Here is a 13,110-nt window from a genome sequence, read left to right as displayed (position 1 = left end):
CGAACTCGGAAGTGAAACCGCTTAGCGCCGATGGTAGTGTGGAGTTTCTCCATGCGAGAGTAGGTCATTGTCAGGCACTTATTGAGAGAAAACCCCGGTCCTTTACAGGTCGGGGTTTTTTCGTGTCTGGGCGCTTGAAAGGCGCACCCGATACGGGCGCCTCGAGCCGCATTTTCTAACCCCGGACGCATCCGCGCCCGGGGTTTTTTGTGTCAGTCATTCGAGGATGCCCCAAGGTGCATCTGTTGAGTCATGCGTGAAAGAGCTTGAGCTGAATGCGCTATGGGTAGTGTCGTAGCGCTAGGACGGCTATGGTGTTTGAACTGACACTCGTCGTCAGGTATGGCAACCATGATTCAGGAGGACAACATCATGAACGTGAAGCTTACGGACAAGCTGATGGGCAAGCTCGGCATCATGCTGCTGGTGGCCATGATGGCCGTTGCCATCACTGGCTGTGAAGAGGAAGGGCCTGCGGAACAGGCCGGTGAGAAGGTCGATAACGCCATGGAGGACACGGGGGATGCGATCGAGGAAGCCGGTGATAACGTAGAAGAGGCGGCCGATGAGGCTCAGTCTGACTACTAAGGTGGCGTGTTAGGAAAGAGCATTGGGAACACCCCCATGTTCATAGCTGCGGATGAACTCACCTGTTTGACCGGTGGGGTAATCCAAAAATGCCGGGCAAAAGCCCGGCATTTTTGTTGGTGGTTCTTGAGGCCTCGTGTGGAAGAGTAACGTTAGAATCACGTCTGGCGTATGAGTCTTAGGCGCCCGGGTTCTGCTCGATGCCCTGCAGGTACCAGGGGGCGTTATCACGCAGCTCGCGAATCAGATGCCAGGTCTCGTTGAACTCGTTGTGCTCGCCGTTCTCGTCCATGACGCCGTGGAAAATGACCGTGGCCTCGGCCTGCTGAGCGATCTCTCGCACGTCGCCAAGCTCCGCGAACAGTCTGACGATCTCAGTACGATTATTGGCCGGGTGGTTGGTGCGCTCTTCACGCAGCTGATTGTAGAACGCTGGCGTGACAAACTCTTGAATACCGGCGAAGTCGTTATTGTCCCAGGCGCGCTGCAGGGTCATGAAGTGCTCCTTGGCCCCGCCCAGGAAGCGTTCCTTGTCGAACCAGCTCGGCGTCGCGCTCGCACCGCCAAGGCCACCGCCAAGAGTTTCGGAGAGGGTTTCTGAATTAGAAAATGGCTGAGAGGTGCTCTGCTCCTGGCGAGCCATTGGATCACCATTGGCGGTGGCTGGCTGACGACGCTTGGCGAACAGACGGAATAGCAGAAAGGCCGCACCGGCCACCAGCAATAGGTCCATCAGGCGCAGTTCGTCGAAGGCTCCGCCGAAGAACAGCGAAGCCAATAGGCCACCAGCCAGCAGGCCGGCGAAGGGACCGGCGAAGCGTGACAGCCCCCGCGAAGGCTGACGGGCGCCAGTGCCCGCGGTGGCGCTACGATTGGGTGTGGCGGCCGTCGAGTCCGCTGAACGGGAGTAGGAGCCGAAGCTTTTGCCGCCGCCCAGTCGCTTGGCCTCGGCGTGATCGACGGCCAAGCCCAGACTCATGAAGGTGGCCAGGATGAGTACAAAGATATTGCGCATGGGGAGAGGAAACTCCTGAGGGGTGATTCGATTCCCTGACAGAATACCCGCTTCGGCGCCTATGCTGAATCCGTAACGTCAATGGCGAGGGAAAACCAAGATGCGACTCGACCGCACGACCAGCCTGTTGTTGATCGTCGACCTGCAAACCGGCCTGTTGCCGGTGATCGAAGGCGGTGAGCAGGCCGTCACCGAAGCGGCCTGGCTCGCCGGGCTGTCGCGAATGCTTGATGTACCGGTGTGGCTTACCGAGCAATATCCGGCAGGTCTCGGGTCAGTGGATCCGCAACTACTGGCGGCGGCGCCCGATGCGCTTCGCTGGGAGAAGGTACATTTCGATGCCCATGAGGAGCCCCCTTTCGCTAGGGCGCTGGCCGAACTGGGTCGCAAGCAGGTGGTGATCTGCGGCAGCGAGGCGCATATCTGCGTGCTGCAAACGGCGCTGGGGCTCCTGGCGGCGGACTACCGGGTGTACTGGCTTGCCGAGGCCTGTGTCAGCCGGCGCCCGGAGGAGGCGCGGCTGGCACGAGAGCGAGTCTCTGCCGCCGGGGGTGTCGTAATCAGTGCCGACATGGCGGCCTATGAGTGGCTCGAGCGCTGCGATGACAAGCATTTCAAGGAAGCACACCAAGGATTCTTAAAGCCCCGCGCGATGCGCCAACTGCGCTTTTGAACTGACGAGGTCTTGGCTGGTGCGGAGCCAAGGCGCTGAGGCAGAGTTGTGAACCTCAGGACGCGCCTTCGGGGCGGGTGAAGACCATCGTATTGCCTTCCGACATGGCCGCATTGAAGCGATAGCCGGCCACATCGAAGTTCTTGAGGCCTTCGGGGTCGTCAAGGCGCTCGCGGACCATCCAGGCGCTCATCAAGCCGCGGGCCTTCTTGGCATAAAAGCTGATGATCTTGTACTGGCCGTTCTTTTCGTCCTTGAACACTGGGGTGATGACCCGTGCATTGAGTTTCTTGGTGTCGATGGCCTTGAAGTACTCGTTGGAAGCCAGGTTGACCAGCACCGGGCTGCCGCTGGCCGTCACAGCACGATCCAGGTCCCGAGTCAGGGTGTCCCGCCAGTAGGCATAGAGGTCCTTGCCGGCCGGGTTGGCAAGCTTGGTGCCCATCTCAAGACGGTAGGGCAGGATCAGGTCCAGCGGTCGCAGCAGGCCATAGAGACCGGAGAGAATGCGCAGGTGCTCCTGGGCGAACTCATTGTCGTCTTCGCTGAAGCTCGTGGCTTCAAGTCCCACATAGACGTCGCCCTGGAAGGCCTGCGCCGCAGGCTTGGCGCTTTCCGGCGTGAAGGGCGTCTGCCACTCGGCGAAGCGGGCGGCATTGAGACCGGCCAGCTTGTCGCTGATGCCCATCAACTCACTGAGCTGCTGAGGCGAGTAGTCGCGCAAGACATCGATCAGTTCACGGCTGCGTTCGAGATAATCGGGCTGGCTGTAGGTGTCGGTGCTTGGCGGGGTCTCGAAATCCAGCGTCTTGGCGGGGGAAATCACGCTCAGCATAGGGCGCTCCTGTGAACAGTCGGCATGGGCGGCTGGGCCCGTCGTCAGACGTTGAGTATATCAAGCTACCCCGGGGCACGGGGATAGTCGCAGCGCTATGGCGCCAATAGCCGCCAGGAGGCGAACGAACACTATCCCCGGCGTGGGCCGCCGGGGATCAAAGAGCGTGCTGCGATAGCCCCTGAGGAACAGGTGTCATCAGGGGCTAGGGTTGGGCAGGCGGGTATGCACGGCCTCGATGGCCTCGAGCACTTCATCGCCAAGCTTGAGCGACTCGCTCGCCAGGTTGCTCTCGAGCTGCTCCATGGTGGTCGCGCCGATGATGTTACTGGTCAGGAAGGGCCGTGAATTGACGTAGGCCAGCGCCATTTGCGCCGGATCCAGGCCGTGTTCGCGGGCGATCTCCACATAGGCGCGGGTCGCTTCATCGGCCAGCGGCGATGTGTAGCGCTTGAAGCGTTCGAAGAGGGTCAGGCGGCCCTTGGGGGGCTGGGCACCATCCAGATATTTGCCGGAGAGCACGCCGAAGGCCAACGGCGAATAGGCCAGTAGCCCAACCCGTTCGCGATGGCTGATCTCGGCAAGGCCGACTTCATAGCTGCGGTTGAGCAGGCTATAGGGGTTCTGCACGCTGGCGACCCGTGGCAGGCCAAGGCGATCGGCCAGAGAAAGGGCATGCATGACGCCCCAGGGCGTCTCATTGGAGAGGCCGACGGCTCGTACCTTGCCAGCATCGACCAGCTCCTTGAGGGCAGACAGACTCTCTTCGAGAGAGGTGGCGTCCTCGTCTTCCTTGACTTGATAGCCGAGCTTGCCGAAGAAATTAGCGTTACGGTCGGGCCAGTGCAGCTGATAGAGGTCCACGTAATCGGTGTTCAGCCGCGTAAGACTCGCGTCGATGGCTTGATGGATGTGCTCGCGGGTCAGCCGCGGGCCACCGCGAATATGATCGAGACCAGGACCGGCCACCTTGGTGGCGAGGATGACGTCATCGCGGGTGCCACGGGCCTTCAGCCAGCTGCCCACGTAGGCTTCGGTCAGACCCTGGGTTTCGGCCTTGGGCGGCACGGGATACATCTCTGCCGTGTCGATGAAGTTGATGCCGAACGCCGTGGCGCGGTCGAGCTGCTCGTGCGCTTCGGCTTCGCTGTTCTGCTCGCCGAAGGTCATGGTGCCTAGGCACAGCCGGCTGACATCGATGCCGGTATCGCCAAGCGGTCGCGTTTGCATGTCTCGCTCCAATCAGGGAAAAGCGCGGGGTGAATCGGCATGGTAGCGGTGGTCTTTGCCGGCGGCAAATACGGGGGTTGAGTCCCCTGCATGGGGGGCGTATGCTTGCCACCCCGTTGCCCCGGCGGCGCCCGGATGGCCACTAGTTAACTAGTTATTAGTACGGTGACACGATGACGCTCGTCGGATTCCGACGAGCGCATTTCCTCGTTAAACAGGACGCTAGGTTGTTTGCCATGCATCAGGCATCTTCTTTGGTTACCCGTCTCGAATATCGACTGGCGGAACAGCTCTTCCATAATCGCTGGTTGCCACGTTCGCGACGCACCCAGCGCTTGACGATGCACCTGTATCAACGCTGTGCAGAAGCGGGTCATATATCCGCGCTGTCGGTCTATGGGCATATGCTGTTCCATCGTGCGATCCGTCCCCAAGACAAGGCCAAGGGGGCTCGCTATGTGATGGAAGCTGCACGTCAGGGCGACGTAAGCGCTCAGTATCAGGCTGGTCGCATCTTCGAGCATGGCTGTGCCCAGTATCCGCGTCGCGACGACAAGGCGGTGACTTGGTACGCCCGTGCCGGTGAGGCGGGCCATCCTCTGGCCGCCGAACGCCTGGCCGACGCCTATCGTAGCGGTATGCTGGGGCTCGCCGTGGATCCACTGCGCGCCTCGCACTGGCAGGCTCTGGCCGATCAATGCGTCGCCGATGAGACCGCGCCCGCGGGCTCTCTCTGCCACTGAGTCGACCCTGACGCCCTGAGCCGATAGGCTAGGGCCAGTGGCGGCTTCTAGGAGGTCGCCGATTCTTCGTCAGATCCACAAAGGATGTCCATGTCGTGACGCTGCCTACCCTGTTGGATATCGAAGCGTCCGGTTTTGGGCGCGGCAGCTATCCGATTGAGATCGGATTGGCACGCGCCGATGGCTCGACCTGCGCTTTCCTGATCCAGCCCCTCGAGGAGTGGACTCATTGGGACCCCAAGGCCGAGCTACTGCATGGCATCTCCCGTGCGCGGCTTCAGCGCGAGGGGCATCCGGTGATTGAGGTGGCGCGCTGGCTCAACGACGAGATGGCCGAGACTGGCATCGCCTACAGCGATAGCTGGGGCTACGACAACACTTGGATGTCCCTGCTGTTCCACCATGCCGGGATGCTGCCGCGTTTCCGGCTCGAGGCACTGCGCCGTCTGCTCGACGAGCGTCAATTGGAGCTGTGGAGCACTGCCAAGGAAGCATTGATCACCGAGCGTGGCATCCAGCGTCACCGCGCCGGCGAAGATGCTCGGCTGCTGCAGCTCACCTACGAGCGCACCCTGGCGCTGTCCCGCGCCGATAGCGGCGACTAGCCTCTCTATTCGCCTCTCTCCTTTGCCGCGCCACCTTTGCGTTGCCTCTGTAGCGCACCAGTATGGCGGCAATGTTCAGATACCTGAATGATGATCGCCCGGCATTTGGCCGGGCGATCGTCGTTGAGTGCCGTTGTTCAATGCGGGTATTCGCGGCTCAGACGGGGCTCAACTGCTGCTCCAGACTATCCAGCAGCGCGGCCGGTGTCGGTGCCGAACTCAGGGCGTCGCGGGTTCGGCTGTCGAGGAAGCCCTGGCTAACCAGGCTGTCGAGGAAGGTCAGCAGCGGGGCGAAGAAATCCTGAGTATCGAGTACGGCAATCGGCTTGTCATGCAGGCCCAGATATTGCCATGTCCAGGATTCGAACAGCTCCTCTAGGGTGCCGATGCCGCCGGGCAGGGCGACGAAGGCATCGGCCCTGGCCGCCATGGTGGCTTTGCGCTCATGCATGTCGGCAACATGGATCAGCTGCGTCAGGCCGTGGTGGGCTTGTTCGCGCTCTACTAGATGATGCGGCATCACGCCGGTCACCTCGCCGCCGGCCTCGAGCACGGCATCGGCCAGGGCGCCCATCAGCCCGACCCGTGCGCCACCATAGACCAGGCAATGACCGCGTTTTCCGATTTCACGGCCGAGCGCCACGGTTGCCTCGCGAAAGCAAGGATCGCTCCCTTCCCGGGACCCCAGATAAACACAGATGTTCGGCATGCAAATGCTCCTTGATCGGGCGATTATCCTAGCGCGCCTTTGCTGGGCTTTGCAGCCGTCCGCTCAGGGCAGGCAGTCGATAACGCCAAATTCAGCGTCCAGCCACTTGCCGATCACGTTGTCACCGCACAGATGGTGGGCATATTGGGTATGCAGGCAGCGCACCTGATTCCAGTTGCTGATGCCACCGATGCCTCGTTCGGTGAGAACCTTGGCATAGCCCAGGCGTTCGACCTCGGCACGCTGGGCTTCATCCATGAAGCGCCAGCGACGGGCCACGTAGTCCTCATGGCTGTGGTGGTAGGCGGCCAGGAAGTCGGGCTCCTGCTGAAGGCGGGCCTCGAGCTCCTTGATCACGCCGCGAGCCTCGAGGCGTGACAGCTCAACCTTGAGCCGTTCGCTGCTCAGCCAGTAGAGCGTGGGGAAAGGCTTGCCCTCGACAATCGGCGCCATGCGCAGTACCAGCGGCGTATCTTCGCCGTCGGTGGCGGCTACCGCCATGGTGCCGCGGGGCGGCCGGCCGAGCTGTTCGGTGATGATCGCCAGCTGGCGTTCATTCGGGATCTGATCGGTGTGGATCACCATCTTGGGGGTCTCGCAGAAATTTGTTCGAGCGCCCCACGGCACGGAAGAAGGCCGTGTTGAGCTGCACCGGGGTGGGCACGTAGCGCCAATGGCGCTCACAGTAGTCGTTGGCCCGCGCCAGGAGGGCGTCGTAGAGGCGATTGAACGGCGCATCATAATCGTAAGGGTCATGCCCGAACAAGCGGATGTGCGGGAAGTCGGCGAAGCGCTCGACGAAGTAATGCTCGAGATCGGCTTCGACGGCACGGTGGCGAGCCACGTCGTCCGGGTCGAGCCACAGAGTATAGCGAATGGCCATGACGCCTCCTGGTCGGTCAGGGCGGAGCTGAGAGGTTGCTGCAAAGGGGGCCGGCTATTACGGGGTTGTTATTGGGACCGCGGCCATTGGCATTCGGCTCACGGCTTGAACCGCTGGTCCCAGAATAGGCCCGGTATCTGCCAAGCTACACGCTCAGGTCCGTGTCAGGGGCACTGGCTGGGCGCCGGTCAGCGTGACCAGGTCGTTCGGTGCCAGGCTGATTTCGAGGCCTCGGCGGCCACCGCTGACATGTAGCGTCGGGAGCGCCAGGGCGCTCTCGTCGAGAAAGGTCGACAGGCGCTTCTTCTGGCCTAGGGGGCTGATGCCGCCCACCACATAGCCGGTGGTGCGTTCGGCAAGCGACGGCTCGGCGAGGGTCGCCTTGCGCGCCCCGGCCGCCCGAGCCAGTGCCTTGAGGTCGAGCCGTGCGCTCACCGGCACCAGCGCTACCACCAGGCGGCCGTCATTGAGCTTGGCCAGCAGCGTCTTGAAGACGGTCTGAGATGCCAGGCCCAATGTCTTTGCGGCCTCCTCGCCAAAGGCCTCGGCCCGCGGGTCATGGGCGTACTCGGTAAGCTGGAAGTCGATACCCGATGCCTTCAGGGTGCGAACCGCTGGCGTCATGACTTGGCCTCTGCGGGCGCCTGCAGGTGTTCTTCGAGGGCCGTGCGTAGATCTCCCTCGATTTTCTTGGCGCGCTTCTCGTCGTGGTCGTAGTGCACCATCACGGTATTGCCGCGAGCGCATAGCTGGCCATGCTGCCGAGCTTCCTGTGTCACCGTGAAGGAGCTGTTACCGAGCCGGGTCAGGAAGGTTCGCACCTCAACACTGCTTCCGTAGTGCAGTTCGGCCAGGAACTCCACGTCCAGGCGCGCCAGGATCAGTTGCCACTTGCGCGGGTCGAGGTCCGGCGTGAATAGCCGAAACAGATCAGTACGTGCCTGTTCGAACCAGGCCGGCAGGCGGGTGTTATTGATGTGCCCAAGGGCATCGGTGTCGTGAAAAGCGGGGGCGAGGGTCGTGACGAACATCAAAGGCTCCGGTGCAGCAGAAAGAAGATACTCAGCATTGCCCGGCGCCGACCTTTGGGCAAGTCATCCAAGGCCGGGGCAGCGGGCCGCATGGTGCGAGCTAGATCAGCCGCTGACTGATGCGATCCGCCCAGGCCGCGGGCAGCGCTTCTGAGAGCGCTTCACGCAGGTGATCGGGCAAGGCGCTCTCGGCCTCCTCGAAACTGTCGAAGTCGCGGTTACGCAGCCAGCAATAGGCCCAGGCACAGGCTTCCGTCTCGTCGCGGGGCACCGGCCTGGCCGGCATCTGCATGAGCAGGAAACTCGCCGAGCGGGCCGCCCATAGCGGTGGCTGGGCGCCGCGGCCCCAGGCTTCCAGGGCGTCGCCATTCGGCGTTTCCTCCGGCTCACCGAGCTTGGCGACCCGGGCTGTGTCAGCAAGAATCATGGCCAGGCGCTGAGGGGACGCCTGACCGAGCAGCAGCCAGTGCCCCACCAAGTGTGAGGCGCCGCGCATGGCCTTGGCATAGAAAGGGGTTTCGGGCATGTTCAAGGAATTCCCAAGGATGATGAACGATACAGGAGGCAGCATGCAGTTCGATTTTGCCACGCCGTTGGCCCGGCGACATCCCGACTGGCCGTCCCAGAAATGGCAGCGCTATGACGAAGACGTGGCGCCGCTGTGGGTCGCCGACATGGATTTCCGTTCGCCGCCGGCGGTCATCGAGGCTCTGGAGGCGCGAGTCAGCCACGGGGTATTCGGCTACGGCGTGGTGCCCGACGGTCTGCGCGAGGCGCTATGCACCTGGAGTGGCGAGCACTACGACTGGTCGATCAAGCCTGAGTGGCAGCACTGGCTGCCGGGGGTGGTACCGGCGCTGCACCTGGCGAGCCTGGCCTTCACCGAGCCGGGGGACGGTATCCTGACGGTGACACCGATTTACCCGCCGTTCCTCAAGGTCGCCGAGCGCACTGGGCGACGCGCGCAGACCGCCGCACTTGCCGAGCCCGCGGCGCCGGGAGAGCCCTGGCGACTCGACTTGGCAGCGCTGGAGGCGGCTATTACCTCCGAGACTCGGTTGCTGTTGTGGTGTCAGCCCCACAACCCGACCGGGCGGGCCTGGAGCATCGACGAGCTCGAGGGCCTGGCCGAACTGGTCGAGCGTCACGATCTGCTGGTGGTCTCCGATGAGCTGCACTGCGACCTGCTGCTGGATGAAAACGCGCGCCACCGGCCGCTGGCGGCGATGTTCCCGGCCCTTGCCGCGCGCATCATCACTCTCTGGGCGCCCTCCAAAACCTTCAACTTGGCTGGCCTGACCGCTGCCTGTGCGGTGATTCCGGACCCCGGGCTGCGCCGACAGTTCATCGCCGCCGGGCGTGGCCTGTTGCCGGACGTCAATCTGATGGGCCTGGTCGCCGCCGAAGCCGCCTATCGTCATGGAGAGCCCTGGCGCCAAGCGCTGCTCGAGACCCTGCGCGGGCACCGGGTGCGCCTGGCCGAGGCAGTGGCCGGCTGGCCGGGCGTGTCGATGAGCGCGCCCCAATCCACCTATCTCGCCTGGCTCGACCTGCGCCAGGCTGGGTTGGGCGAATCACCGCAGCGACTGCTGCTCAAGGAGGCGCGGGTGGCACTCTCAGATGGTACCGACTTTGGCTGGCCGGGCTTCGTGCGGCTCAACTTCGGCACCACCCGCACCCAGCTGGACGAGGCGCTTAGCCGCCTCGACCGTGTACTGGCTTAGTTCTGTACTGGCTTAGTAGAGTTGCGCGAACAGCTTGCGTCGATAGGTCACCGTCAACGGATGGTCGGCGCCGAGGGCATCGAAGACCCGCAGCAGCGTCTTCCTGGCGGCATCGTCGCCGTAGGCGCGGTCGCGTTTCATCAGCGTCAGTAGGGCGTCGAGGCCGGGTTCATAGTCGCCGTCGGCGACTTGGCGCAGAGCGCGCAAAAACTGTGCCTCGCTGTCGTCGCGATCACCCAGTGCGGCCAGTGTTGCGGCATCCGGCGCTTCTTCGCCGAACTCAAGCCGCGCACGCACGCCCCGAGCACGCGGCGCATCCCGGTGCTCGGGGGGCAGGTTGTCGAGGATTGCCCGGGCATCCTCAGGTTGACCCTCTGCTAGCACGGCGCTGGCCAGGTCGATCTGATAGTCATGATGCTGGGGGTTGTCCTGCACCAGCTGTTGGTAAATCGCCCGGGCGGTAGCCGGGTCGCCGGCCGCCAGCGCCGCCTCGGCCTGCTCCTCGGGAGAGGCCTCGGGGGTTGCGGGCGCGGCGATGTGTTTGCTAAGCCACTCGCGGATCTGGCTTTCCGGCAGCGCGCCCTGGAACTCGTCATAGAGTTGGCCCTGCATGATCAGCTTGACGTCCGGCACCGAGCGGATGCCTAGCTGGGCGGCGATCTGCTGATGCTCCTCGATGTTGAGCTTGGCCAGGACGAAGGCGCCGTTGTACTCACGGGCCAGCTTTTCCAGCACCGGCATCAGGTTCTTGCAGGGTTCGCACCAGGACGCCCAGCAATCCAGTACCACCGGCGTATTCATCGAGCCTTCCAGCACCACTTGCTGGAAGTTGCTCATGTCGAGATCGACGATGTAGGCGGCGGAATCGGCACCGGCCGTCTCACCGGCTTCTGCTTCGGGATTCAGGGGGGCGCCACTGCGCGGGTCGACGATCGGCATGCAGGCTACCTTGAGTGTTTGGGAATTTACTCGTTAGATGCGGGTGGTAAGCCGGAGATTCAAGGTGTCTGCCACAAGGCGCGCGCCCATGCCGTGGTGCTTTGGTTTTGAGAATGCGTGTGGGAGCGAAGATGGCGCAGGTGATGAAGGGCGTACTGGTGATGCTCGCTGGCGTAGCGCTATTGCTGGTGGGGCCGTTGTGGATGCTGGCAGGTGAACGGGTCGGTCTCGACACTCACTGGTCAGAGGCCGATCGTCGGCCGGCAGGACTGGCGCCGGCGCCTGACGTGACGCCCGAGGCGGTCGTTCAAGTCTATGCGGCCAGAGCTTACAGCTGGCGAGGGGCCTTCGCCGTGCATACCTGGATCGCTACCAAGGCCGCCGGCGCTGAGGGCTATCGTCGCCACCAGGTGCTGAGCTGGCGGCGACCCCATATGGTCAGCCAGTGGGGGGCGCCGGATCGTGCCTGGTATGGTAACCCGCCCAGCCTGCTTGCTGACTATCGCGGCGCTGTGGCGGCCAAGCTGATTCCCCGCATCGAGGCCGCGGTGGCTCGCTACCCGGCCCCGGACCGCTATCGTGCCTGGCCCGGGCCCAACAGCAATACCTTCATTGCCTGGATCGTGCGTGAGGTCCCCGGGCTCGAAGTGGCATTGCCGCCCCATGCCTTGGGCAAGGACTACTTATTCGGCGGCGTACTGGCCGATGCGCCCAGTGGTAGTGGCTACCAGCTGGCACTTGGAGGGCTGGCGGGGATTCTGCTGGCTCGGGAGGAAGGGCTGGAGGTGAACCTGCTGGGCCTGACGCTGGGCATCGACCCATGGCCGCCCGCTCTCAAGTTGCCCGGTATCGGCCGCCTGGGAGCTGCGGAGCCGGTGCAAGGCGACGGTGTTTCTCGCTAGTGGGGTAAGCAGTTCGAATTGGTGGTGAGCACCGACCAGATACAGAATCGCTGTGGTGGTGAGTAAAGGCCAAATACAAAAAAGCCGACACTCTAGTGAGTATCGGCTTTTTCTATATTTGGTAGCGGGGACCGGATTTGAACCGATGACCTTCGGGTTATGAGCCCGACGAGCTACCAGACTGCTCCACCCCGCATCAACGTGAGACGTATACTACACGATAATTGCGCTGGGTCAAGAGTTGAATCGAAGGCGGTGGAGTGTGATCTGTATGAATTGAAAGTGGCAGGGGGGGTTGTCATGCTCAAGGGGTCGGCGCGGTAATGGTCCATACTGACCGAAGCACGTTGTAGCACACAGTCATCTATCAGGGAGATACATCATGGCTAATGCAGCACCCGTCGCATGGGTTACCGGGGGGACCGGTGGCATTGGATCGGCAATCTGTCGTGCCCTTGCCAAGGAGGGCTATCAAGTCGTTGCCGGTTACCACAATCCTGAAAAGGCCAAGCAGTGGCTCGCCGATCAACAGGCCGATGGTTTCGACAATATCGCACTGTCAGGTGTCGACCTGACCAACTATGACGAATGTGTCGCTGGAGTGGCCGAGATTCGCGACCAGCATGGCCCGGTCAGCGTGCTGGTCAACTGTGCCGGCATTACCCGTGACGGTACCATGAAGAAGATGACGCCTGATCAGTGGCATGAAGTCATCGACACCAACCTCAACAGTGTCTTCAACACCTGTCGCAGCGTTATCGAAGACATGCTCGAGCATGGCTACGGTCGCATTGTGAACATCTCCTCGATCAACGGCCGCAAGGGCCAGTTCGGCCAGGTCAACTATGCGGCCGCCAAGGCCGGCATGCATGGCCTGACCATGTCGCTGGCGCAGGAGACCGCGACCAAGGGCATCACCGTCAATACCCTGTCACCTGGCTACATCGCCACTGACATGATCATGAAAATTCCCGAGAAGGTGCGTGAGGCGATTCGCGAGGGTATTCCGGTCAAGCGTTACGGCACCCCGGAAGAGATTGCCCGGGCGGTGGTCTTCCTGGCCGACAAGGAGTCCGGCTTCATCACCGGCGCCAACCTGGACATCAACGGTGGACAGTTCATGGGCTGATCGTCATCAACGTCTGACGTGTGATTCGGACGACTAAAATAGCAGTAAGAGGCACGCCAACAAGAGACCCGAAGCCAAGGCTTCGGGTCTTTTCGTTGGTAATG

Annotated in this window: 17 protein-coding genes, 1 tRNA gene and 1 rRNA gene; 8 read left to right on the top strand and 11 right to left on the bottom strand. The window is 62.5% G+C overall.

From position 1 onward, the window contains the following. Nucleotides 1–76: ribosomal RNA gene (rrf, locus tag HUS66_RS18060) — 5S ribosomal RNA — on the top strand; the annotation flags it as partial. A gap of 296 nt (nt 77–372) precedes the next feature. After that, a complete protein-coding gene (locus HUS66_RS02770; RefSeq protein ID WP_217487845.1) occupies nt 373–588 on the top strand; it encodes a hypothetical protein in 216 nt (71 codons plus the stop codon). Between the two features lie 178 nt (nt 589–766). Here the strand turns inward: HUS66_RS02770 and HUS66_RS02765 are convergent, their stop codons facing one another. After that, complete coding sequence (locus tag HUS66_RS02765) at nt 767–1,603, bottom strand: Tim44 domain-containing protein (RefSeq protein WP_175069416.1); 837 nt, start codon at nt 1,601–1,603, stop codon at nt 767–769. Between the two features lie 100 nt (nt 1,604–1,703). Here HUS66_RS02765 and HUS66_RS02760 point away from each other — a divergent pair, with 100 nt between their 5' ends. Further along, nucleotides 1,704–2,276, top strand: a complete 573-nt coding sequence (locus HUS66_RS02760; RefSeq protein ID WP_175069415.1) for an isochorismatase family protein — start codon at nt 1,704–1,706, stop codon at nt 2,274–2,276. 55 nt (nt 2,277–2,331) lie between these two features. On the opposite strand, the gene yaaA is transcribed toward HUS66_RS02760, so the two are convergent. After that, the gene (gene yaaA / locus HUS66_RS02755; protein WP_175069414.1) at nt 2,332–3,111 is read right to left on the bottom strand and encodes a peroxide stress protein YaaA; all 780 of its coding nucleotides are present in this window, start codon (nt 3,109–3,111) and stop codon (nt 2,332–2,334) included. A 198-nt stretch (nt 3,112–3,309) separates the two neighbouring features. After that, entirely contained in the window at nt 3,310–4,341 is a 1,032-nt protein-coding gene (locus HUS66_RS02750; protein ID WP_175069413.1) for an NADP(H)-dependent aldo-keto reductase, read from the bottom strand. A gap of 236 nt (nt 4,342–4,577) precedes the next feature. On the opposite strand from HUS66_RS02750, the gene HUS66_RS02745 reads away from it, so the two are divergent. Next, the gene (locus HUS66_RS02745) at nt 4,578–5,084 is read left to right on the top strand and encodes a tetratricopeptide repeat protein (RefSeq protein WP_175069412.1); all 507 of its coding nucleotides are present in this window, start codon (nt 4,578–4,580) and stop codon (nt 5,082–5,084) included. Nucleotides 5,085–5,179: 95 nt separating this feature from the next. Next, the gene (locus HUS66_RS02740) at nt 5,180–5,689 is read left to right on the top strand and encodes a hypothetical protein (RefSeq protein WP_175069411.1); all 510 of its coding nucleotides are present in this window, start codon (nt 5,180–5,182) and stop codon (nt 5,687–5,689) included. 157 nt (nt 5,690–5,846) lie between these two features. On the opposite strand, the gene HUS66_RS02735 is transcribed toward HUS66_RS02740, so the two are convergent. The 6 genes from HUS66_RS02735 to HUS66_RS02710 form a co-directional block, all read right to left on the bottom strand. Next, entirely contained in the window at nt 5,847–6,398 is a 552-nt protein-coding gene (locus HUS66_RS02735; RefSeq protein ID WP_175069410.1) for a TIGR00730 family Rossman fold protein, read from the bottom strand. Nucleotides 6,399–6,461: 63 nt separating this feature from the next. After that, nucleotides 6,462–6,983: a DUF501 domain-containing protein gene (locus tag HUS66_RS02730; protein WP_175069409.1), complete on the bottom strand. Its 522-nt coding sequence runs from the start codon at nt 6,981–6,983 to the stop codon at nt 6,462–6,464. Then, a complete protein-coding gene (locus HUS66_RS02725; RefSeq protein WP_112056480.1) occupies nt 6,952–7,281 on the bottom strand; it encodes a hypothetical protein in 330 nt (109 codons plus the stop codon). Before HUS66_RS02725 ends, HUS66_RS02730 begins: the two co-directional genes overlap by 32 nt. A gap of 153 nt (nt 7,282–7,434) precedes the next feature. Next, nucleotides 7,435–7,905, bottom strand: coding sequence for a Cys-tRNA(Pro) deacylase (gene ybaK, locus HUS66_RS02720; RefSeq protein WP_175069408.1), 471 nt, complete (start codon nt 7,903–7,905; stop codon nt 7,435–7,437). Next, entirely contained in the window at nt 7,902–8,312 is a 411-nt protein-coding gene (locus tag HUS66_RS02715; protein WP_175069407.1) for an acyl-CoA thioesterase, read from the bottom strand. Before HUS66_RS02715 ends, ybaK begins: the two co-directional genes overlap by 4 nt. A 100-nt stretch (nt 8,313–8,412) precedes the next feature. Beyond that, nucleotides 8,413–8,838, bottom strand: a complete 426-nt coding sequence (locus HUS66_RS02710; RefSeq protein ID WP_175069406.1) for a hypothetical protein — start codon at nt 8,836–8,838, stop codon at nt 8,413–8,415. A gap of 43 nt (nt 8,839–8,881) precedes the next feature. Between HUS66_RS02710 and HUS66_RS02705 the strand changes: the two genes are divergently transcribed. Then, the gene (locus tag HUS66_RS02705; protein ID WP_175069405.1) at nt 8,882–10,036 is read left to right on the top strand and encodes a MalY/PatB family protein; all 1,155 of its coding nucleotides are present in this window, start codon (nt 8,882–8,884) and stop codon (nt 10,034–10,036) included. 12 nt (nt 10,037–10,048) lie between these two features. Here the strand turns inward: HUS66_RS02705 and HUS66_RS02700 are convergent, their stop codons facing one another. Continuing rightward, complete coding sequence (locus tag HUS66_RS02700; RefSeq protein ID WP_175069404.1) at nt 10,049–10,975, bottom strand: thioredoxin family protein; 927 nt, start codon at nt 10,973–10,975, stop codon at nt 10,049–10,051. A 131-nt stretch (nt 10,976–11,106) separates the two neighbouring features. Between HUS66_RS02700 and HUS66_RS02695 the strand changes: the two genes are divergently transcribed. After that, the gene (locus HUS66_RS02695; protein WP_175069403.1) at nt 11,107–11,877 is read left to right on the top strand and encodes a DUF3750 domain-containing protein; all 771 of its coding nucleotides are present in this window, start codon (nt 11,107–11,109) and stop codon (nt 11,875–11,877) included. A 119-nt stretch (nt 11,878–11,996) separates the two neighbouring features. Here HUS66_RS02695 and HUS66_RS02690 read toward each other — a convergent pair. Next, nucleotides 11,997–12,073, bottom strand: a tRNA-Met gene (locus tag HUS66_RS02690). Between the two features lie 186 nt (nt 12,074–12,259). Between HUS66_RS02690 and phbB the strand changes: the two genes are divergently transcribed. Further along, a complete protein-coding gene (gene phbB, locus HUS66_RS02685) occupies nt 12,260–13,006 on the top strand; it encodes an acetoacetyl-CoA reductase (RefSeq protein ID WP_175069402.1) in 747 nt (248 codons plus the stop codon). The last annotated feature ends 104 nt before the right edge of the window (nt 13,007–13,110 follow it).

The sequence above is a fragment of the Onishia taeanensis genome (assembly GCF_013349955.1).
GTDB classification, from domain to species: domain Bacteria; phylum Pseudomonadota; class Gammaproteobacteria; order Pseudomonadales; family Halomonadaceae; genus Onishia; species Onishia taeanensis_B.
Note: the sequence above shows the minus strand (reverse complement) of the source record. Positions and strands in the feature narration are given on the sequence as shown.